The sequence below is a fragment of the Segatella baroniae B14 genome (genome assembly GCF_022024235.1).
In the GTDB taxonomy this organism is placed as follows: domain Bacteria; phylum Bacteroidota; class Bacteroidia; order Bacteroidales; family Bacteroidaceae; genus Prevotella; species Prevotella bryantii.
Genome location: NZ_CP091800.1, coordinates 936,298 through 957,937, shown reverse-complemented (window position 1 = coordinate 957,937; position 21,640 = coordinate 936,298). Strand labels below are relative to the sequence as shown.

Annotated in this window: 19 protein-coding genes; 5 read left to right on the top strand and 14 right to left on the bottom strand. The window is 41.2% G+C overall.

Annotated features, from left to right (window positions below; translation table 11 throughout):
* Positions 1 to 26: 26 nt before the first annotated feature.
* The 14 genes from L6469_RS14035 to L6469_RS13970 form a co-directional block, all read right to left on the bottom strand.
* Positions 27 to 3,203, bottom strand: coding sequence for a 1-acyl-sn-glycerol-3-phosphate acyltransferase (locus L6469_RS14035; RefSeq protein WP_074803272.1), 3,177 nt, complete (start codon positions 3,201 to 3,203; stop codon positions 27 to 29).
* A complete protein-coding gene (locus L6469_RS14030) occupies positions 3,200 to 3,958 on the bottom strand; it encodes a glycosyltransferase family 2 protein (protein WP_027454280.1) in 759 nt (252 codons plus the stop codon). The genes L6469_RS14035 and L6469_RS14030 overlap by 4 nt, the downstream gene beginning before the upstream one ends.
* 11 nt (positions 3,959 to 3,969) lie before the next feature.
* A complete protein-coding gene (locus L6469_RS14025; protein ID WP_006282142.1) occupies positions 3,970 to 4,311 on the bottom strand; it encodes a beta-hydroxyacyl-ACP dehydratase in 342 nt (113 codons plus the stop codon).
* 22 nt (positions 4,312 to 4,333) lie between these two features.
* Positions 4,334 to 4,684 carry an EamA family transporter gene (locus L6469_RS14020; protein WP_074803270.1) on the bottom strand — a complete coding sequence of 117 codons (351 nt, stop codon included), beginning with the start codon at positions 4,682 to 4,684 and terminating at the stop codon, positions 4,334 to 4,336.
* Positions 4,685 to 4,689: 5 nt separating this feature from the next.
* A complete protein-coding gene (locus L6469_RS14015) occupies positions 4,690 to 5,325 on the bottom strand; it encodes a beta-ketoacyl synthase chain length factor (RefSeq protein ID WP_006282144.1) in 636 nt (211 codons plus the stop codon).
* On the bottom strand, positions 5,318 to 6,505 hold the full coding sequence (locus L6469_RS14010) for a beta-ketoacyl-[acyl-carrier-protein] synthase family protein (RefSeq protein ID WP_006282145.1): 1,188 nt from the start codon (positions 6,503 to 6,505) through the stop codon (positions 5,318 to 5,320). The genes L6469_RS14015 and L6469_RS14010 overlap by 8 nt, the downstream gene beginning before the upstream one ends.
* A gap of 23 nt (positions 6,506 to 6,528) precedes the next feature.
* Positions 6,529 to 6,786 (bottom strand): phosphopantetheine-binding protein, encoded by a 258-nt coding sequence (locus tag L6469_RS14005; protein ID WP_006282146.1) that lies wholly within the window; start codon positions 6,784 to 6,786, stop codon positions 6,529 to 6,531.
* Between the two features lie 23 nt (positions 6,787 to 6,809).
* On the bottom strand, positions 6,810 to 7,280 hold the full coding sequence (locus L6469_RS14000; RefSeq protein ID WP_006282147.1) for a hypothetical protein: 471 nt from the start codon (positions 7,278 to 7,280) through the stop codon (positions 6,810 to 6,812).
* 2 nt (positions 7,281 to 7,282) lie between these two features.
* Positions 7,283 to 8,161 (bottom strand): acyltransferase, encoded by an 879-nt coding sequence (locus L6469_RS13995; protein WP_074803267.1) that lies wholly within the window; start codon positions 8,159 to 8,161, stop codon positions 7,283 to 7,285.
* Between the two features lie 28 nt (positions 8,162 to 8,189).
* Entirely contained in the window at positions 8,190 to 8,435 is a 246-nt protein-coding gene (locus tag L6469_RS13990; protein ID WP_006282149.1) for an acyl carrier protein, read from the bottom strand.
* Between the two features lie 47 nt (positions 8,436 to 8,482).
* Positions 8,483 to 9,574: a methyltransferase domain-containing protein gene (locus L6469_RS13985; protein ID WP_006282150.1), complete on the bottom strand. Its 1,092-nt coding sequence runs from the start codon at positions 9,572 to 9,574 to the stop codon at positions 8,483 to 8,485.
* 83 nt (positions 9,575 to 9,657) lie between these two features.
* Complete coding sequence (locus L6469_RS13980) at positions 9,658 to 10,881, bottom strand: beta-ketoacyl-[acyl-carrier-protein] synthase family protein (protein ID WP_006282151.1); 1,224 nt, start codon at positions 10,879 to 10,881, stop codon at positions 9,658 to 9,660.
* A gap of 138 nt (positions 10,882 to 11,019) precedes the next feature.
* Complete coding sequence (locus tag L6469_RS13975) at positions 11,020 to 11,553, bottom strand: hypothetical protein (protein ID WP_006282152.1); 534 nt, start codon at positions 11,551 to 11,553, stop codon at positions 11,020 to 11,022.
* Positions 11,554 to 12,047: 494 nt separating this feature from the next.
* A complete protein-coding gene (locus L6469_RS13970) occupies positions 12,048 to 12,527 on the bottom strand; it encodes a DUF3237 domain-containing protein (protein ID WP_006282153.1) in 480 nt (159 codons plus the stop codon).
* A gap of 174 nt (positions 12,528 to 12,701) precedes the next feature.
* On the opposite strand from L6469_RS13970, the gene L6469_RS13965 reads away from it, so the two are divergent.
* The 5 genes from L6469_RS13965 to L6469_RS13945 all read left to right on the top strand — a co-directional run bounded on the left by L6469_RS13965 (position 12,702) and on the right by L6469_RS13945 (position 21,356).
* Entirely contained in the window at positions 12,702 to 15,224 is a 2,523-nt protein-coding gene (locus tag L6469_RS13965; RefSeq protein WP_006282154.1) for a cellulase family glycosylhydrolase, read from the top strand.
* Between the two features lie 348 nt (positions 15,225 to 15,572).
* Entirely contained in the window at positions 15,573 to 18,830 is a 3,258-nt protein-coding gene (locus tag L6469_RS13960; RefSeq protein ID WP_006282155.1) for a SusC/RagA family TonB-linked outer membrane protein, read from the top strand.
* Between the two features lie 11 nt (positions 18,831 to 18,841).
* Positions 18,842 to 20,392 (top strand): RagB/SusD family nutrient uptake outer membrane protein, encoded by a 1,551-nt coding sequence (locus L6469_RS13955; protein ID WP_006282156.1) that lies wholly within the window; start codon positions 18,842 to 18,844, stop codon positions 20,390 to 20,392.
* Positions 20,393 to 20,699: 307 nt separating this feature from the next.
* Positions 20,700 to 20,870 carry a hypothetical protein gene (locus L6469_RS13950; RefSeq protein ID WP_006282157.1) on the top strand — a complete coding sequence of 57 codons (171 nt, stop codon included), beginning with the start codon at positions 20,700 to 20,702 and terminating at the stop codon, positions 20,868 to 20,870.
* A gap of 9 nt (positions 20,871 to 20,879) precedes the next feature.
* The gene (locus L6469_RS13945; protein WP_006282158.1) at positions 20,880 to 21,356 is read left to right on the top strand and encodes a GNAT family N-acetyltransferase; all 477 of its coding nucleotides are present in this window, start codon (positions 20,880 to 20,882) and stop codon (positions 21,354 to 21,356) included.
* The last annotated feature ends 284 nt before the right edge of the window (positions 21,357 to 21,640 follow it).

Genomic DNA, 21,640 nt, shown 5'->3' with positions numbered 1-21,640 from the left:
GAAAGCAATGATTCGGATCTTTGTGTTCATATCTGATAAATCTTTCTATATTTTTCGTATGCAGACCAGTATTGCTCCGTTTCTAATTCATTCTGCATTTCAGCATAATGTTTTTGGTACATTTTGTGGATGAGCTGGGTAAGTTGACGAGCATTTATACTAGCATCATAAGGTATACGATCGCCAATCTCTAATGTGATTTGTCCGTTGCGTAAAATATGGTCGTACTTTGGCATAACATGTCCTGCTCCATGTAGATAGAGTGGTAGTATATCCGCTTTTAACTGTTGTGCAAGTAGAAAAGCCCCTTTGTGAAAACGTTGTATGTGACAGTCGCTACTTCGGGTTCCTTCCGGAAAAATACAGATGCTATAACCTCGACGGAATAAGTCGTTTAGGTGAATCATATTATCATCTACACCGTTTGTTATCGGATAAAACTCGGCATGGCGAATAATTGGTCCGAAGAAAGCGTTATTCCATACCCAGTCTTTGGTCAGGAAAACCATTTTGGGTGAGAGTTGTAGTAATGTGATAAGGTCAAGATGACTCTGATGGTTGCAGATGATAATAGCAGGTTTACTGAAATCTTCCTGATTCTTATTTTTGATATTAAACTTTACACCAGGAAGGTTTCGTACCGCCCATGCATTCCAATACTGTATGACATGATGCAGTTTCAACTTACGTTTTTCATCCATCTTGCCCAGATGAGTGAGAAACCATGTATATGGATAGCCTATACACAGCATGACGAAGGCAAAAACCGTATAGGTAAGACCACTATAAATCAAGCGTTTCAGCGTAAGAGGCACTTCCCGCTTAGCACCATGTTTCATCGTAAGCCAGTGGAACACAAGTGGAGGAAGATAATAGGCCATCATCACGACAGTAATCATTCCGATAATTGTCACCGCTCCCAATGATTGCAAGGCTGGATGTTTGGCGAATACGAGGCAACCGATGCCGATAAACATCAGGATAGCTGATATCATGACAGAGTTTTTATACGATTCCAGTCGTTTGCGGCCAGTGGTATATTCATACATCAAACCTTCTGTGATAAAGATGGTATAGTCATCACCTTGACCAAAGATAAAAGATGCAAGAATAATATTGACGATATTAAACTGGATTCCGAATAATTGCATTATGCCTAAAATCCATATCCATGATACCGCCAGAGGAAGGAAAGATAAGGCCGAGAGTTCGATGCTTCCAAACGAAATCCACAGGAACAAAAACACGATAAATCCACAAACGATACCGATATAATTGAAAGAATCGTTGAGAATAGTGACCAGTTGATTACTGAGATCCTCGCTTGAGAAAGCCAGCGGTGTCATGGCCTTCGTTTTGTTTTTATCAGCGGTATAGACATAGTTTACTACCTGATAGCCCGTCTTATCCTGGAGGATATAGCTATCAGCAACCTGTCCCACAATCGGTTTGAAGTATGCTATCGGTTGAGTGGTGTAGTTTTTATCGAGGTTAGCAAGGAAAGGTGCAAAAGTTTCCTTATCGAAATCATGTATTTTTCCAGTTTTTATAATTTCATCTTTCAGTCGCGCTGCATATTTTTGCTTGAAAGCGTTCCAGTTTTTCAGACGTTCTTCCTGTCGTTTGCGAGAAGGAACAAAGTCTCCTATACCCGTGATATGCGATATCTCTTGCTGTTGTGAGATTGTATCAATCAGTTTTTCGTTTTGTTGTAGCGCTTCTTCGAGCGATTTACCCTCAGCCACCATATACACCGGAGCCTCTTTAACGGTAGCGGCGAGTAATTTCAAATCATGTTTCTGGTCGCTCGTCATATAGTTAATATTCTGCAAGTTCGAGTCAAACGATGTAGACAGCGAGAAATAGCCTAGTATGATCGTTATGACAATCACTAAGGGCAGCAGGTGCGGAATATGTATATTCCATTTGATATGTTCAGCTACAGCCCTAGGTTTTAGCTTACTTCCTTGGGCATACACTGGTAGAAATACAAGTACAAAAAGTATCGTACCGATAAGCATGAGCGACCCAAAAAGACCTAAGTCGCGCATGGCTTGAGCATCTAATCCTATCAAACAGAAGAATGCTGCAACGGTGGTGATATTGCCGATAAGCAGTGGGGGTACCATATCTTTGAGGGCTACTTTACGATCGTGCTCCTCGCGAATATGATCAAGAAAATGAAGCGGATAGTTTACGGCGATGCCGATAATAACAGAGCCGATACCGAGTACGATAATAGATATAGAATCTTTAAACAGGGCCATGCCTGCCAAGGCAAAAAGCCAACCGAATGCCAGCGAACAGCCTATCCATAGCATATCAGCGATGCGGCGATAATGCCACAGTAGCAGGGCTAAGATAAAGAACACGGCTATTGCTACCGAGAGCATGGAGTCTGATTTGATCTGATTGGCATTGGTTACAGCGATGAGTGGAGCACCTACCATGGTTATTTTCAGGGTAGGGTATTGGTTCTGCATACTGTCGACAACCTGTTGTAAGTCATCGGCAAGCAAGGCATTTTTCTGGGTTTCACTCGATCCGTATGGAGTGGAGCAGGTAATCATACCATATTTTTCGTCGGCTGTAAACAAATAGCCGTCTCGCATTTTCACCTCATTATCGATTTTCAGATTTTTTAGTCGTTGTAAGAGTGGATTAAACAGGTGTGCGGGATCATGTCTTACCGTTTCCATGACCACGTCGTTCATAGGCATTTGTACCAGTTGCACGTTTTGTGCCATCTGTTCTTCCACATAGTCAGGTTTAGCCAGAAGCGAGTCGATATGTTGGTAATCTTGCTCAGTAAGGAAATAAGGTGCATTTTGCAGGATAAACCCAAGCATATTTTGAGTTTGGATCTCATCGATAGTAACCTGCAGATTTTTTACCTTTGTCTTACTTTCGAGAGTTTCCCCAAGTTCATCCATAGCCTCTTCGAGTGTATCGATGTCAGCTTTCCGGACAGAGTCTTTCGATGTTAAGAGAAAGATAATCCTGTCTTGAGCAGAAATTTTCTGATAGATATTCTGGAAACGGGCGGTCTTCTCGTTTTTAGGAAGGAATTTGGCGATGTCTTCCTCATAATGAATATGGAGTGCGAGCAGGGCAAACACTCCAGTCAGTGCCAGCAGAAGTGTAAGGGCAATGTACTTATGCTGGTTGAAAAAACGATATATTTTTAGAAAAAAAATACTCATGATATAATTTTTTTAATCATACGTTTCGGTATGAAATAGACGAGTGCTATCAATGTCAGAAACGTATTTAATATCGAGATTCGTGTAAAGTCATAACCGGGACGGAAATGACTGATACGTTCTTCTTTAGGTGGATAGTACACCTGGATAGGTACGCTGACAATTGGAGCGCCATGCCAGGCTGCATATACCAGAAATTCCAGTTCTGATTCGTAACGAGATGTTATAAACCAACTGGAGTGGATATAATGGAGCGGATACATGCGATAGCCACACTGGGTATCACGAAGATTAATACCAGTCTGCAGATGAAACCAGAAATTAGAAAATTTATTAGCAAAGTTGCTGCCATTTCTCATTAATTCCGGGTTTAGTGTACGTTCGCCGGTAATAAATGATCCTTTATTTTTAAGATGTGCATCTACCAATAATGGGATATCCTCAGGATAGTGTTGCCCATCGGCATCGATAGTTATCGCATATTCATAGCCTAGGTGTATAGCTTTTTTGAAACCTTCCTTTAATGCGCTCCCTTTACCTTTATTTTTCTTATTGGTTACCACTTCGATATGTTCGAAAGCAGCTTGTTTAAGGCTTTCGGCGGTCTGATCTGTACATCCGTCGTTAACCACGATGACATGATTGGTGTATTTGTAGATACGTTTGATAACGTCTATGATAGTACCTCCATTATTATAGGTAGGTACGATAACGCAAATTCTTTCTTTGTCAATAATTTTACCAGTATTATCCATAACAAGTCCAGTTAGATTTTGAATAGAATTGAAAATTTGGTGAAGATTTTATCACTCTTAATGTATCCTTTTACGTTGAGGTTTTCGCTGATATTCAAGATAACATCTAATTTCTGATGGTCTCCTGGTGATATAGGATTTACAAATTTCAGGTTGTTAACTTGGTCAAGTTGAAGTTTTTGATGGCATTTTATTTCAGCAAGTTCTTGTATGATCTGCAGTATGCATACACCCGGAGTAATCGGCTTTTCAGGGAAGTGAGCCTGATAGATGATATGCTTTGCATTCAGTTTTATACTGAAGGAATCATCTTTCTCTTCTATGATAGTATATAATGACTGCAGTAATTTCATTGTAGATTTTTTATTTTGTATCTTATTTTGCGACCAGTACACAACCGGTCATGATCAGGAATATACCCATCCATCTCGTCATCGGGATATCCTCGTGGAAGATAAACATGGCTGCCAGCATTCCGAATATATAGCTTAGCGATACCATCGGATAAGCCATCGAGAAGGGGAATGTTTTGATAATATACATCCATAAGATGGATGCTGCAAGATAACAAAGGCCACATGCTAAGAACCACCAATTCGTAAGTTGGTTTGATATAAATTGCCATGTCCATGAGCATATCCCCATGCGACTAAGGGCAAATTTTAAGAAAACTTGTCCACTGCATAGTAGCAAACTTTGTATGATGGCTAATAGGATGAGTTGCATATCTCTTATTGGTTTGTACAGGGAATGGTGATGATCTTTGCTTCGTCTCCATGAGGAGTATGGCGGATGATGATATCGCTGATTTCTGCAATCGCGTGTTCACCTTTTTCCGTAGAAAGCATATAGGCAATCGCATCATCATTCACCAGGTTTGCAGGATGAAGTCCCGCTTTTTTGATTTTATCCTTTAATCCAGGAGTCAGTTCATCATTCTGGCAGACCAGTGCCGTCTTGATTTTACCCATTTGTAATTGCAGGAACGCATCGAGCATCGCTGATTCGAGCGACACTTTACCCTGGCTGTAGGTATTGTTATACCCATGATTATGTGTATAGATGCCTATAATAGAAGCAACCGTATTATGGGTACAGAGCATAAAGTGTGTAGGCATACTTACGTCTTCGCCTTCTGCTGTCATACCGTCGAGAATCTTTTCAGAATCTTCCCAACTGCCTAATGCTGTACCGTTGATAATCGCATCAGGCTGATCAATACCACTCTCTTGTATACATTTTAGAGCAGTAGCCAGTGCACGCTTCACCAACCGGCCGTATCGACGAGTCTTTATCGGATGAATATACTGTCGATATTCTTCTGGTGTTACAGCTTGAGTCTTGGCGATGATATATACTTTATTCATGATAGGTACCTATGATAATTGAAGAATCGTTTCCACCAAAACCAAAAGCATTACACATGACGTGTCGCAAGTCATGAGCAGTTTGGTTTTTATCATCAGTAAAAGGTATGATACAGTTTTCGTCAGCTTCTTGCCAGTTGGCATTCAGAGGGATAAACTGATGCGCTAAGGCAAGCATACAGCATACACACTCTATACTTCCACTGGCGCTTGTCGTATGTCCGGTTAATCCCTTTGTGCTGCTTACAGGCGGTATAGCCTCGCCAAATACTCGACGAATGGCTTCACTCTCGCTCGTATCATTATTAGGAGTAGCTGTGCCGTGTGCATTGATATAGTCTATGTCTTGCGGCAGTAGATGAGCATCAGTCAGCGCCTGGCTCATGGCCAGATAAGCCCCATCTCCATGTTCAGACGAAGCTGTAGAATGGAATGCATCGCAAGCATTTCCTGCTCCTTCGAGTATAAATCTAGGGTGTATATTTCTTTGTTTTACTGAAGCTTCGCTTTCAAGAACCACATAGGCAGCACCTTCACCAAGATTAAGTCCAGCTCTTGTCTTGTCAAATGGTCTACAAGGCTGTTCATCGAGGATAAGCAGTGATTTAAATCCATTGAGGTGGAATTTAGATAGACTTTCGGTGCCTCCCGCAACCACAATATCATATCTACCACTTTCGATAAGCAGTTTACCCAAGATAATCGCATTGAGAGCAGAACTGCAAGCTGTAGAAGCGGTTGTGGTATAGTCGAAACAGCCGAAGTGGTCTGCTATGCTATTGGTACTGTTACCACATGGATGCTGGCAAATCATGTCGGCCGATAAGGTATCAGGATAGTAACATTCAGTCTGATCCATACCAGCCACCGTTGTTCCTGATATGAAAGCGATGCGCTGCGAACCATCGAGTCGGGCATCTGTCAGGGCTTCTTGAACGGCCACCATACCCAAGAGGGCTGTTCTGGAAACAGCCTGAGTTACAGGTCGATGTAGTAAGGCCGCCAGTTCTTCATTGGTAGCCTTTACTTCTCCCAGCGGAAACTCCAGATGGGTTGTTTTCAGATAGACAGGAGCAGCAATGCCCGAACGACTCTCTTGTAGAGAAGACAGCATCTCCGTTTGATTTTTACCGATGGCAGAAATCACACCTGCTCCAGATATAAATACGTGCTTTGTCACTTGCCTGCTAATATAAGTGAAGTTTACTTCGTACGGTTTTCTTCTACGAAAGAAGCCATGGTTTCAATATTCTTGAAAACCTCTTTACCCTTTTTGGCGTCTTTAATTTTGATACCGAAATGTTTTTCGAGCAATACGATAAGTTCAAGACCATCGATAGAGTCGAGGCCCAAACCATCTTCGCCAAAGAGCGGCATGTCGTCTTCGATATCATTTGGAGTAATATCTTCGAGGTTTAAGGCCTCGATAATCATAGCTTTTAATTGTTCTTTCAATTCCATATTTATATTTCCTTGATTATTGTTTATTGGGGTTGTTCGGTAAGGGACATTTTTAGCGTACCTTCAGCGATGAGGTCTTCGCCCCTTTTAATCTGAGCTTCTACGAGAAGCATCCCCATGATTTCTTCTTTGATCTCAACTTGTGTTTCGAGTAAATCACCAACGAGAGGCGTGGCATATACCTTCAGGTTTCTGATGGCTCCGATAAATCCCATTTGTATGGTACGTTTCAGTATATATTTGTTGATATATCCGATTCGTGCCGCACAGGTCTGGGCTATCACTTCTGCCAGCGCACAGGTTTGTAGTTTACCTTCTTCTACATAGAGATGATTTGGGCTGACTCTGAATACGGATGTAGTTAATCGTTCATCGTAATAAGTCAGCTGGTCGATAAAGACAAAAGGCTCTTGTTGTAAGAGCAGTTCATGCACATCTATCTGTCTGACATCGATACCATCGTCAGTTTGGACCTTTTTTTTATTTTCATCCATGATTATGCCCAAAATTCGTAATAGTTAAACCATTGAGTAGGATAGGCATTAACCACCTTCTCCAGTCCAGCCACATAGTCTCGCGCCAAATTTTCAGCACGTTCCTTTATATTTTTTCCTTCGCCATGTATCTTCTGAATGTAAATATGATACAGGTGTGTCTTTTCCTTCATCACATGGATAGCGATAGCAGGAGTCTCTCTTTGGGCGGCAATAGCAAACGGCCCCAGTGGGAATTTTGCTTTAGCTCCCATAAACGAACAAGTAATATGTCGCTGACTGCCAAACATACGGTCGCCTGGAATACTTAAAGACTCCCCGTTGCTCAGAGCATTATTCATTTCGAAAAGATGGCTCAAGTCATCTTTCGTGACAATCATATTAATATTATTCTCGGCCATAAGTCTTCTTCGGTTTTCCATCACCGTTTCCGATTCGCCCCCATATACTAACGCATTATAGCGTTTGTTGTTCGCTTTCAACTTATATCCGGCAGCCTCATAGTTACCGATGTGTGCACTATAGATAACAAAAGCCTCATCGCTCTTCGCCAGCTGTTCGTAGAGTTCGAAATTATCGATTTCAAATTCCATTTTACCACCCGAGTAAATGTAAAATCTGTCCAGAATAATTTGAGCAAATTTACATTCATTACGGTATACATTCATAAACGCACCCAGCATACTGCATCCACGTCGCAGTCTGTAGAAATGGTACATGGCCAGATAAGCCTGATGCACAAAAAGCATATAAAAAGGAATCACAAAGATGTCGATGACGACATACATTATTCTCAGCGGAATAAACTCCATCATAGTGATGAGGCTCCGTTGCATCCATGTTGTTCCTCCTGTATTTCCTTTCCAAACTTTATCAGCCATCTTTCTGGAATTTGCTACAAATAAGCTGTTATTTATTCATTCTATTTTCGATATAATCGCAGAATTGAGCCAGCGTTTTTACCTGTCCCATTTCCTCCGGTTTAATTTTGAAACCGAATTTATCCTGCACAATAGCCACGATATCAACAAGGTCAAGTGAGTCGATTTCTAAATCATCCTTCAAACTTGCCTCAGGACTAATCATTTCTTCTTCCACTTCCAAATCTTCGATAAGGAATTCGCGTACAATCTCTTCGATTTTTTCTCTATTCATGTATCTGTTTTTTATGCCTTAATGGCTTTTAGGTATATATTCTGGTTTTATTTTTTCTGGCATACGATAATACTGTGGCCTTGCCCTAAATGGTCATGTATTTGAGTAACCTTTAACCCAGCTTTTTCGATGATTTTAATTAGGTCTTCACTATGGTACATCTTGCTGTTGCCATTAGCGATATCTGTAAAATACAGACTGGTCAGTGTTAGGCATAAGGCGGCAGGTTCGTATTTCTGTCTGTCCCATAAGGTCTCCATAATATACAACTTAGCGTTGCCATCCATAATTTTAGCCGCTCTTTCCAGTATGCTTTGTATTTCTGGTTCTGCGAAACAATCCAGAAATTGACTCATCCAAATAGCATCAAAATGCGGTTGGGTAGGAAACTGATTGGTTGTATGAAGCATATCAGTACCATATCCATGGATACGGTCTGCTCCAGGTTTACCAGCGGTCTCTTTTTCCATCAGTTTTATCTGTTGAGGCAGATCCATGATCGTTACCTCTACATCCTGATTATAGTTTACGCACTGCAGCGCCCATCTTCCGGTATTACCACCTACATCGAGTAAGGTCTTCGGATGATTCGCAAATACAATCTGCAGCGCCTCTTCAAAACTACTGTCACTATAGAAGTGGTCAAAATTAAACCAGCTCTTCTGTGCGTCGGCCGGCAGTTGAGAAAGTCCTTCGTATACCGTTTTCCAGTTGCCAAGATATTTTAAACCTTCCGGTTTACCATGGTCAAGCGCCTGTTCCAGTTCAAACATGCCCAGATAGTTTACATCATGGTTGAAATTCATGTTTACCACCGTTGCCGGGTCGTTGATAAGAAACCATCCCGTCTTGGAGATAGAGAACCGGTCAGTTACGTCGTTAATCAGAACCAGTCCGATAGAGAGAGAGGCCTCCATGAGGCATTTGATAGCATAAATCGTTTTGCCAGTCGTTTCAGCGATTTCGTTGATCGTCATCTCCTTATCGCGAAGCATATCCAATATTCCCCATTTCACCATAATGCGGGCCACCTGGAAAATAATTGGACCAAAAGCGATAAACTCAGCATTACGTTGAGCTTCGCGTGCAGACAAATGTTCTGTTGTATATTGTTTACGAACTGATTCTGATAAATGCATATGATATCTAAAAAAAACTCCTAATTTGTTATTAACTCTTCATGTCCTTATATAAATAAGGTATAACTATCTTTTGTATTGGTTTATCTGATGTCTTTGATCACGAGTGCAGAGTTTGTACCTCCAAATCCAAAACTATTAGACAGAATATAATTCAAGTCGGCATCTTGCGTCTGAAGAGCCAGATGAAGAGGTTCTGAGTATTCGTCCGGGTTATCGAAATTCAAGTTGGGTGCCACAAAATGATTTTTCATCATTAAGATGCTATACACGATTTCGCTAGCACCAGCCATCCAGCATTCGTGTCCCGTCATACCCTTTGTCGAAGAGATAAGTGCATGCTCACCATGGAAAAGCTTGTGGAGTGCGATAGCTTCAAACATATCCCCCTGTTTGGTACTTGTAGCATGCGCGTTGATATAATCGATATCACTCGGTTTTACTCCAGCCATATCCATCGCTCTCTGCATCGCCACAGCACATCCCACATCGCTAGGCTGCGAAATATTGCCACCATTAGAAGAGAAACCATATCCAGTTACTTCTGCCAAAATGGTAGCTCCACGATTAACAGCATGCTCATAATCTTCAAGCACGAGTGCGGCAGCTCCACCACTTGGAACCAGTCCGTCTCGGTCTCTGTCAAAAGGTCGCGATGCTTTCTGCGGTTCATCCATGTGCATAGAGAACGTGCGAAGAGCATCAAAAGACGACATTGCTTCATAGTTTACCTCTTGAGCACCACCACAGAGTATCATATCCTGCATACCTTGCTGTATGAGCATCATACCCATACCGATAGCATGGCTGCCACTGGCGCAAGCAGAACTTACCGTAAAGTTGATGCCACGAAGGTGGAAGATGGTACTTAGATTCATCGTTACCGTAGAATTAAGCGACCTGAATACGAGTTCAGAGCCCAGGAGCTCAGAATCGTGCTTCTCCTCCATAAGCTTAGACGTCTCAATGATAGGTTTTGCTGATGTATCGTTTCCGAAGAGTATGCCCACCTCGTTTTGGTCAAGATAATCCTGACTGATGCCAGCTTGCTGGAAAGCCTCTCGGGCAGCCATATAAGCATATTCACCCTGTTCAGCCAAGTCAAGACGAAGACGACGCTTGAGAAACGGTTTGAGTTGTGGACGCTCTACAATACCAGTAAGAGCAGATCGATAACCATATTCTAGTCTTTTCTGGTCCAGTCCGATGCCCGATTTTCCTTGTCTCAGGGCCTCAGCCACGCAGTTCTGGTTAGTACCGAGACAAGACCAGATTCCCATACCCGTGATAACTACTCTTCTATTCATTCGCATCGTTTATTATTATATTCCTATCGACAATATTTCTTTTTATGCTTTTTGCTAATTAGAACGACAAAAATACAAACTTTATTCGACTAGTACAAATATATTCAGCAAAAAGCGTTTATTCTTCTGTTTAAGGCCTTATAATCGGGTCATGTGATAGCCCAGGCGATGCAATTGGATACCCATACCCATGAGATACATTTGGTGTATACAAGCCACATAGCCTTGAAAAGCTTCTTTGGTACCAGGCTGGATATCTGCATGTTGCAGGATATTGAGTACGCGAGCAGCACACTCGCTGATCATTTCAGAGGTAGCTTTTTGCTGATCTTTTTCCAGATGGAGTACTTCTTCACAGATATATTCATCGAGATGGTCAAAATCTCTTTTGTCGCGCATATAAACATACAGATCAGGTACTTGGTCATAGATTTCCCATTCTGTGTCCCAGTATTGAGCCAGCGCCATGCCGATAAACATCATCCAGCCGAGAGAGGCTGTAGGATAATTCGCAAATTCGCGCATACCATCTGCCAAATAAGCGTTAGCTATAGCTTCCCATTTTTCTTCTACGTCTGGGCATTCAGCAAATCGCTCATCGAGTTCTTTTTTTCCCTTGAAATATTCATGAAGATCATGATGAAGATCTTCCTCAAACTTTTTAATGTCCATTTTCAGTAAATTTTATGCAAAGTTACAATTTTGATGGGATATATCGAATAGTTTAGCAAAATAATGTCTGAGCTATGTCATTTAACAGAACTTTCTATCAAATCTATCTCACCTGCACATATTTTTATTAATCAACAACCCTGTTCGGGATAAGAATTTCTAAAAGAGCATGGGTTGTTTTATAGTTTATTTGTGATTATTTAATTTCATCCGTAGCACAACAGACTATAACATGGGACAACGATATTGATTCTGTAACACTTCTTTTCAGGATGTATCATGGATAATAGCAAAAAGGCATTGAAATCACTTCAACACCTTTTTTGTTTTTTTGAGCGGTTTTTGTTTCGGAGTGTACTCAACAAGTTCCCTTGTTGAATTATATTCGCATCAAAACTTTTCTATAGGCAAATATACTATTTTATTTGATAAATAGTACACTTCGTGCCAGTTAATAATCGTTAAAAGATATTTGGATTAAACTTGCTACGCTTTTACTTGACTCGCCACACTTTTAGTGAGATGTAGTCTTTTACCTGTGGAATGCAGACAAAGATGGCATGATTAAGCCAATCGTACTTACTGTCGTTAGGGGCTTCAAACTTGGGAGCAGTGCGAAAATAAAAGTTGCCGTTTTTGGTAGACAGTATACCTTCGTTGCAAACATGGATGTATACGCCATCGTCAGTCTTAATGTCATAAATAGCCTTGAGCTCAGTGCGTTCCTGATTTTCATCTACCAGCTGATAATCAGCTCCACCTCTTACCACAGTACCCTTGAGTTTGGGACCTTCAAAGCTACCACCGACAATCGGAATGATAACACGCTTGCCATGAGAAGTATTTCCCACACTATAAGCAGGGTCGCACTTTACTTTTAATTCGCATACATACTCCAGTTCTGGTATTTTCTCCTGAGCGTTCGCTGCGAGCGTTAAAAAGCTCAAACATACGAGTAATAAAAATTTTTTCATAGATTTAAGTGATTTATTTTCGCAAAAATAAGTGTTTTTGAGTAAATATACAATACAAAATACGTTTTGCAAACAATTTGATACATCGTGCAAAGCTCTTCGTATTTATTTTACATATGTTTGTCACGATTAATAACCTAAAACATTTTATAAATCTAAAACAATTTATTAACAATGAAGAAAATTTTAGCCTTTATTGGCTCGTTGCTTTTGTTGCCTATGGCAGCACTGGCACAGTTCGGAGTTGTAGCGCCTCTGCATGTCTCGGGCAATCAACTCAATGATCAGTATGGGAATAAGGTTGTGCTTCATGGCGTTATGGACACCCCAAGTCCTTATTTTAATAGGCACAGATGGGGCTGGAACTGTAATGATGAGGCTGTACCGGGATGTATTAATTATTTTGACAAACTCTTTACTGCGATTACCAAGACCAGCTCGGGTGCGTATTGTAACTTATTTCGTCTCCATCTAGAGCCGGGGTGGACGAATGACCCTAATAAGAAGGCTACTAATGGTGGTGGAGAGAATGATATCTCACGTTTCAGTAGTGCTCGCTTGCAAAAATATCTCGAAACACTTTATCTGCCTATTGCTCAGAAGGCTCTGAATCATGGTCTTTTTGTTGTGATTCGTCCACCTGGAGTGTGTCCTCAGGAATTGCGTGTAGGTGATGCTTACCAGAACTATCTCAAGACGGTTTGGGATATCGTCTCTAAGAGTCAGACGCTGAAGAAGAATAGTGGTGTCATCTCGCTCGAATTGGCTAACGAACCTATACATATTAAGAATCAGTATGGTCAGAACTCGGCTACGGCGATGCGCGATTATTTCCAACCAATCATCGATATCATCCGTCATAATGGCTATACGGGTATTATCTGGGTACCAGGAACGGGCTATCAGAGTCAGTATGCTGACTATGATAAATATCCGGTTAGCGATAGTAATTATGGTTATGCCGTACATGTATATCCTGGATGGTATGGTGCAAGCGACAAGAGTTATGATCACAATGCTTTTATCTATAATTTCCAAAAGCAAGTACCGGTTGTCACCAAGAAACCTATCTTAGTAAGTGAGATAGACTGGAGTCCAGAACAGCCTGGTACAGGTAAACTGAATGAGTTCGGTCAGTGGGTAGCAAGCAACTATGGTACGTGGGGTACGGCTTCTACATCTAAGTGGGGTAATGCCTGGAAGGCTGTTATGGATCATTTCGGCAATATCTCGATGAACCTTACTTCTGTAGACGATTATATCGATATTGACGCTTATATTAATAATGGTGTGGTAAAACCTGCTTTCAATGGTATGAAAGAGGCTTGTAGTGGTGCATGTTGGGATTGGTATCGCGAATATGCCAAAGTAAACTATGCACATGCATCTGGTAATACTCAGCCAAGTACTGGTGGCAATCAGGGTGGTTCTACTTCTGGCTCAACAACAACCCCAACGGGTACCAGTCTGATTCCTGCATGGGCTAACACTGCCAACTATATTCCAGAAGGATGGACTGTAGCTGATAATGGCAGTCAGGTATATCCAGGCAGCGATATTACTCGTGGCCCTCGCATATTGACATTTGCGGGTGGCGATTTCAAGAGCGCTTTCTATTGTCGTGAAATAGCAGCAGATAAAGCTGGCTATATCGAATATGGTGCCATGGATGGTCATCGCTTGAATCTTGGTTTCGGCGAATATCTCCTTACCTGTAATGTTGCTGCGTGGAAGGGTACACCTTATCTTAAAGTAGAAGTGTTTAACCCTGACAATCAGATATTGTGCTCTACGATAGTTAATGCTACTCCTAATATGGATGGTCAACAGGGTACTGTATCTAAATCAAAGAAAGTGGCTCTGAGTTTCTATGTTATGGATAAGGGCAATTATCGTGTCCGTTTTACTCCTGTAGCCGATGCTCAGGGTAATGGTGGTGCCTGGGAAGAAGTGCTCGTCGGTAATGTAAGTCTTATCAATATGGATAATCCTCTTGCTTTCAATACAGAGAATATGGTGCCTGCTGGTTGGACTATTGTCGATGATGGTGAACAGGTGGCTACAGGTGCTCTGGCTGGTGTAGGTCCTCGCATATTTAAGTTTACTCAGGCTGGTCAGTTGCCTACAGCTCTTTATGTACGTCAGAAGGCTGCTACTCGTGCAGGTTACGCTGAGTTTGGTACAGCGCAAAACTATGGACTGAGTCTTGTTGCGGGTAATTATAACTTTAGTTATTTTGCTGCAGCATGGCAAGGGGCTCCTTATCTGAAATGTGAAGTCTTTGATAAGAACAATCACTCTTTAGGCAGTCAGATTATTAGTGTTACCAAGAATGTGGACAGAAATCTAAATACAGGTACTTACGATGCAAATTATGGTGTAGTAAACTTTACGGCCCCATCTACAGGGTATTATCATGTACGTTGGACTCCTGTAGCTGACCAGTGGGGTAACGGTGGTGACTGGCTTGAAGTAGTTTTGGGTCATATTAAGATTTCTCATGGTACTGCTAATGCGAAGTCTAATCAATATAATTCTTCAGAGACTACAGCGATACAAGGTGTTGCGACTGAATCTGAAGTTACCGATGGACCTGTATTCAATTTGCAGGGTATTCAGGTAGCTCCAGCACTTCATGGTGCTTCGCTCCCAGCGGGTATATATATACATCATGGTAAGAAAATTACCATTCACTAATCATTTTTTTTAGTTGATATTAGATTAACTTTCGGGTATGTGCTTGTCGCATACCCGTTTTTTTGTAGGTGCTATTAACGATAGTGTAACATGATGTGTGCATGGTGTAACATTGTATTTTTAAATTTATCAAAACGTAACATTTTTGGCTGATTTACTTGCATATTAGAATATATTAGCTTATTTTTGCAACGAAAATTAAATAGACTTAACAGGAATATTACAAGAACTACTAGTTACATTTTGAGACTTTATTGTGGTTTGACTTAGGATATCACGAGGAAAAATAGAGTTTTAAGAGAGAAATTAGAGTCTAAGAGAGAAATTATAAACCAACACAAATTACTTATGAATAAAAAATTAGGTTCAATAGCATTGAGCCTGTTCCTTTGTGGAGGGACAGCTCTAGCTCAAAACGCAGTGTCGGGAACTGTAGTAGACGAAAACGGTGAGCCCGTTGTTGGTGCTTCTGTTATCATCAAGGGTACCCGTTTGGGTGTAGTAACTGATGTCGATGGCAAGTTTGTTTTGCCTTCAGTACCCAAGTCAGGAAAGTCTGTTACCATTTCGTATATAGGTATGGAGACGAAAGAGGTACAGATTAAGCCTAACATGAAGATTACATTATCAGAAGATGCCAATAGTCTTGATGAGGTAGTGGTTCAAGTGGCTTATGGTTCTGCCAAGAAGTCTACTCTTACAGGAGCTGTAACTCAGGTCGGTTCAGAGCAACTCGAAAAGCGTCCGGTTTCAAGTGTTACAGCAGCTCTCGAGGGTTCTACTTCGGGTGTGCAGATCAACAGTACATATGGTCAGCCAGGTGAAGATGCTTCTATTCGTATTCGTGGTTTTGGTACCGTAAATGGTAACAGCGATCCTCTCTATGTACTCGATGGTGTGCCTTATGATGGTAATATTTCTGACTTGAATCCGAATGATATCGAGAGTATTACGGTACTCAAGGATGCTGCTTCATGTGCCCTCTATGGTAACCGTGCTTCCAATGGTGTTATTCTTATTACGAGCAAGAAGGGTAAGAATGGCAAGATGCAGTTTGAGTTTCGTGCGAATTTAGGTACGTATAATCGTGGTATCTCAGAGTATTCTACGATGAATGCCAACCAGTTTATGGAGGCCAGTTGGATGGATCTTCGCAACTCTCGTATCACTGCGGGCGATGATGCAGCAACAGCGGCTGCCTATGCTACCAATAACTTGATCAGCGAGCGTCTGTATCTCAATATTTATAATAAGGCGGATAATGAGCTTTTTGATTCTAATGGTAAATTAGTATCTGATGCCCAGATATTGGATGGCTATCTTGACGATCTTGACTGGTATGACCAAACCATACAGAGTGGAGCTCGTCAGGAGTATAACTTCAGTGGTTCACAGTCTAGCGAGAAGAGTGATTATTATTTCTCATTGGGCTATCTCGATGAAAATGGATATGTATCTAATTCTGGATTCAATCGTCTGACAGGTCGTGCCAATATGAATTTCCGTCCAAAGAAATGGTTTAATACTGGTTTCTCTATCAATGGTAGTCATCAGACCACTGATTTCTCTAATGGTGATGCTTCCGGTTCATATACGAATGCCTTTATGTATTGCCGTTATATTGCACCGATCTATCCGGTTCACTTGCATAATTCGGATGGTACCTATATGCTTGATGCGAGTGGTAACAAACAGTATGATCCGGGGTATTATACCGATTCTGACGGTAATATCGTGTTTACCCGTAACCAGTTCTCTGACCGCCATGTCATCTGGGAGAATGAGTTGAATGAAAATCGTACCTATCGCAATACCTTGGCTAGTAATGCCTATTTTACCTTCAAGCTACCTTATAATTTCAGTTTCACGGTGAACGGTAGTCTAAACACGGTAAACAAGGAAAACCGTTACTATACCAATGCTACTATCGGTGATGGTAAGGGTAATAATGGTCGTTCTATGCGTGAATATTATCGCTATAAGACGTATACGGTACAGGAGCAGCTGAAATGGAATCATGAGTTTGGTAAGCATAGTGTAGATGTGCTCTTGGGTCATGAAAATTATTACTATAATTACGATTATACTTACAATTTCAAGACAAACGAGGTCTTTGCAGGAAAGGATAATCTGAGTAACTTTACCTCGATTACCTCCACAGAAGGATGGGAGAACAATTATCGTACAGAGAGTTATCTGGGACGTGTACGCTATGTATACGACGACAAGTATACGGGTGAAGTGTCTTTCCGTCGCGACGGTTCTTCACGCTTCTCTAAGGATAACCGATGGGGTACCTTCGGTAGTGTAGGTGGTAGCTGGATGATTAGCAAGGAAAACTTCATGAAGAAGTACAGATGGATAAACAGTTTGAAACTTCGTGCCGATTATGGTCTTGTCGGAAATGATGCCGGTGCCAACTATTATGCTTATATGGCTCTCTATACTTCAGACCAGAATGCCAACAAGGGTGCTTATTATCTTTCTCAGAATTCTAACAATGATTTGAAATGGGAAACGGGTTCGTCACTAGGTATCGGTCTGGAAGGACGATTCTTCAACCGTTGGAATCTGAGTCTGGAATATTTTGACCGTCGCAATCGTGACCTGCTCTTCGATGTGTATATGCCACTATCAGCAGGTGCTACATCGGTTACTGAAGCAGAGTCTACCATTACCCAGAATATCGGTACCATCGCCAATTATGGTTTCGAACTGAATACTGATGTCGATATCGTGAAGAAAAAGGACTGGGGACTGAATTTTGGCTTCAACGCTACAACACTGAAAAATAAGATTACTAAACTACCAGAACAAAATAAAGACGGTATTATCAGTGATATATACAAGATAGAAGAAGGCAAAAGCCGTTACGAGTTTTATACCTACACCTATGTCGGCGTAGACATGATGACGGGTAACTCGCTCTATAAGGCTAATCTGGAAGATTACTGCTATACCGAGACAGATGGTACCATAGTAGGAAACGCATCGGGTACCGATATTACCTCAAAGGTAACTAAGATTAATGGTGAGTATTACGTCAATAATACAAGCTATGCGCTTAAGGAATATCAAGGGTCTGCCATTCCTAAAGTATATGGAAGTTACTCTCTCACCGGTAGATATAAAGACTTTACGCTCAGTGCGATGATGACCTATTCTATTGGTGGTAAGGTGTACGATTCTATCTATCAAAGTTTGATGTCAACCTCTACGAGTGCTTCGAATATGCATACCGATTTGCTTCGCTCGTGGAGTGGTGTACCTGAAGGGATGACCGAAACTTCCGTGAATCGTATTTCAGCCGATGCTATTCCACAGATTAATAGCACGCTGAGTGCATATAACAATGCCACCTCTTCTCGCTGGCTTACTGATGCCAGCTATCTGGTTATGAAAAATATCTCTCTGGGTTATAAGTTGCCACAAACACTGGTTCATCGAATCGGTCTCGACCAGGTAAATCTTAATGTTACCTGTGAGAATCTCTTTACGCTATCAGCACGTCAGGGACTTAATCCACAGCAGTCGTTCGATGGTTCACAGAGTAATTATCTTGTAACTCCACGCGTGTTTACATTCGGTATAAATGTTAAGTTCTAAAGTATAGCATCATGAAACAAATAAGATATATATTCATAGCATGTATGGCCAGCATGCTTTTCAGCTGTAGTAGCGATTATCTTGATACTACTCCTACAGCTTCGGTAAGTCCTTCGGTTATCTTCGAGACGACAGACAATGCCAAATTAGCCATTAATGGAATCTGTAAAATGATGACGACCCAGTATCTCGAGTCGCAGGGCTTCAATGGTGAGGGTACTATCAAGACCTACTATGGTAATTATCCTGGCAATGACTATCAACGCTGTCAACTTACGGGATGGGCTCCTCTGATGAACAGTACCTATCATGAACGTTCTACCAGTATCTACTGTTACTATCCTTGGTATTATTACTATAAGATTATCGGTAATGCCAATACCGTTATCGCTAATATCGATGCTGCAGAAGGAAGTGATGCAGATAAGGCTTTCATTAAGGCGCAAGCTCTTACGTTTAGAGCGTATAGCTTCTTGATGCTCTCGCAGATATATAGTCATCGCTGGAAAGACAGCAATGAGGGAGCAAGCCGTGGTATCGTATTGCGTACCGATGTGAGTACAGACAGTATGAGCTGCTCTACACTTGGCGAAACTTATGCGCAAATCTATGCTGATCTTGATGAGGCTATCGCCGACTTTACAGCATCGGGAGAAGATCGTGATGCAGATGATAATTATTCTCCTAATTTGAGTGTGGCTTATGCGGTATATGCCCGTGCAGCATTGACACGTGAGGATTGGAGTAATGCTGCTAAATATGCACAGATGGCCCGTGAGGGTTATCCGTTGATGAGTGCTTCTGAATATAAGGATGGTGGTTTTAATACTCCGAATGATGAATGGATATGGAGTGTTTATAGTTCATCTGAAGAAACGCTTTATTATTACCAGTATTTCGCTTACGAAGGTAGTAATTCGAGTGCGAGCATCGCACGTAACTATCCAGCTGCTATCAGCAAGGAACTCTATGATGTTATTCCAGAGACAGATATCCGTAAAGATATGTTCCTTGATCCTAAGGAATATGCATATAATACCAGTACTTCTGTGGCGGGTACAGACCTTAATACGTATGCGAAGAGTAAGTATGGTGATAAACTGTATAGTACTAGTATTGTGTGTGCTTATATGCAGTTTAAAACTCAGAATACAGATCAGCCTGGTGTCGGTCAGCTGAATTTGTTCCGTTCTTCAGAAATGTATCTTATTCAGGCTGAGGCCGACTGTCATCTGGGAAAGGATGCTGAAGCACAACAGTTGTTGCAGACTTTGACCCGAGATTCTGGTCGTGATGAGGCTTATACTTGTACCAAGACCGGTGAAGAACTGCTTGAAGAAGTACGGTTGTATCGTCGTATCGAACTATGGGGTGAAGGCTTCGACTGGTTTGATTATAAGCGTTGGGGCATCACTATGGTTCGCCATTCTGCCGAGGATGGTGGTAGCTTCAATATCAACTTTGTTATTTCTCAAGCTCCGGAAGATAATAACTATTGGACATGGGTTATTCCGAATAAGGAAATCGATTACAATGCAGCCATTTCTTCTACAGTAGAGTAGAAGTTTAACCGTGTATTTATAATTGTAACGAGCGGACAGCATAAAGCTAGTCCGCTTTTTACTTTTTAAAATCCTGTAATTTATTGACATCCTATGCTATTGGCACATTATCTATTTAGCAAACTTTAAAAGTTTATGTTTGAATTTTAAATATTATTTTATGCCGGATTCGCTTCCCATGATCAAGAAAATGGCTCTTTATGCTTGCCATTTTAAAACAAATAGTTACCTTTGCATAAACTTTAGCTGCACCTGGCAATTTGAAAGCAAGCTTTCGTAAAAGTTTTGCAAAAAAGAAAGGAAGATTATGGCAATAGAAATTAAGGCAATACCTACTTTGGAAGGTAAGGATGCAGAAAGATTCATAGAGCGTGCTGATGAAGCAGAACGCAAGTTCAAGGGCTTTGACGGCATAGAGAACACACCTGCATTTAAGGCAATGCAGAGCATTTTGCGTAAATCAGGAATGACGAAATAATGGGATTTCTTGACGAGCACTGTTTGCTTTGTCTTGGAGGATGATCCATCTATCATCGTCTGTGCTTTCACGGTATCAAACGACAGCATACGTGTTTATGACCTTCCTCGTAGCAGGCGCGACTACATGAAGCATATGACGCACAAGCATATGCGCAGATACCCGGGAGTACTGGTCGGACGGTTGGCGGTTAACCAAGACTATTCACATAAAGGTATAGGAAGCGAGGTTCTTCTGTTTATCAAGCAATGGTTCTTGTCTCCTGACAACAAAACCGGATGTCGGTTTGTCGTTGTCGATGCAGTAAATGATCCAGATGTCCTCGATTTCTATCAAAAGAATGGATTTGTATTCCTGTTCACGTCGGAAGAGCAGGAATTTATCTATACTGGCGGTAAGAAGGGCGAGCGTGTCGAGTTAGATACGAGACTGATGTACTTTGATTTGATGGATTTATCTACTTCAGATGCAAACAATAACAGATAAACTTGAAATAGAGAGATTGCTGACAAGGCTCACAACTTACATTGCACTGACACGTAATAAATATATGTCATGATACCCTCTCAAAACGCATGTTATATCATTTCTGAAGGTCATTAATACATAGAAATGACAAAAAATCACATAAATACAGGTTGCTTGAATGCAGCCATTTCTTCTACAGTAGAGTAGAAGTTTAACCGTGTATTTTAATTGTAACGAGCGGACAGCATAAAGCTAGTCCGCTTTTTACTTTTTATCTTAAAACCTTTTTCCGCCCCAAAAGA

Excerpts from the sequence above, each read along its gene's own strand:
- L6469_RS14035 (WP_074803272.1), bottom strand. The coding sequence starts at position 3,203 with ATGAGTATTTTTTTTCTAAAAATATATCGTTTTTTCAACCAGCATAAG.
- L6469_RS14030 (WP_027454280.1), bottom strand. The coding sequence starts at position 3,958 with ATGGATAATACTGGTAAAATTATTGACAAAGAAAGAATTTGCGTTATC.
- L6469_RS14025 (WP_006282142.1), bottom strand. The coding sequence starts at position 4,311 with ATGAAATTACTGCAGTCATTATATACTATCATAGAAGAGAAAGATGAT.
- L6469_RS14020 (WP_074803270.1), bottom strand. The coding sequence starts at position 4,684 with ATGCAACTCATCCTATTAGCCATCATACAAAGTTTGCTACTATGCAGT.
- L6469_RS14015 (WP_006282144.1), bottom strand. The coding sequence starts at position 5,325 with ATGAATAAAGTATATATCATCGCCAAGACTCAAGCTGTAACACCAGAA.
- L6469_RS14005 (WP_006282146.1), bottom strand. The coding sequence starts at position 6,786 with ATGGAATTGAAAGAACAATTAAAAGCTATGATTATCGAGGCCTTAAAC.
- L6469_RS14000 (WP_006282147.1), bottom strand. The coding sequence starts at position 7,280 with ATGGATGAAAATAAAAAAAAGGTCCAAACTGACGATGGTATCGATGTC.
- L6469_RS13995 (WP_074803267.1), bottom strand. The coding sequence starts at position 8,161 with ATGGCTGATAAAGTTTGGAAAGGAAATACAGGAGGAACAACATGGATG.
- L6469_RS13990 (WP_006282149.1), bottom strand. The coding sequence starts at position 8,435 with ATGAATAGAGAAAAAATCGAAGAGATTGTACGCGAATTCCTTATCGAA.
- L6469_RS13985 (WP_006282150.1), bottom strand. The coding sequence starts at position 9,574 with ATGCATTTATCAGAATCAGTTCGTAAACAATATACAACAGAACATTTG.
- L6469_RS13980 (WP_006282151.1), bottom strand. The coding sequence starts at position 10,881 with ATGAATAGAAGAGTAGTTATCACGGGTATGGGAATCTGGTCTTGTCTC.
- L6469_RS13975 (WP_006282152.1), bottom strand. The coding sequence starts at position 11,553 with ATGGACATTAAAAAGTTTGAGGAAGATCTTCATCATGATCTTCATGAA.
- L6469_RS13970 (WP_006282153.1), bottom strand. The coding sequence starts at position 12,527 with ATGAAAAAATTTTTATTACTCGTATGTTTGAGCTTTTTAACGCTCGCA.
- L6469_RS13965 (WP_006282154.1), top strand. The coding sequence starts at position 12,702 with ATGAAGAAAATTTTAGCCTTTATTGGCTCGTTGCTTTTGTTGCCTATG.
- L6469_RS13960 (WP_006282155.1), top strand. The coding sequence starts at position 15,573 with ATGAATAAAAAATTAGGTTCAATAGCATTGAGCCTGTTCCTTTGTGGA.
- L6469_RS13955 (WP_006282156.1), top strand. The coding sequence starts at position 18,842 with ATGAAACAAATAAGATATATATTCATAGCATGTATGGCCAGCATGCTT.
- L6469_RS13950 (WP_006282157.1), top strand. The coding sequence starts at position 20,700 with ATGGCAATAGAAATTAAGGCAATACCTACTTTGGAAGGTAAGGATGCA.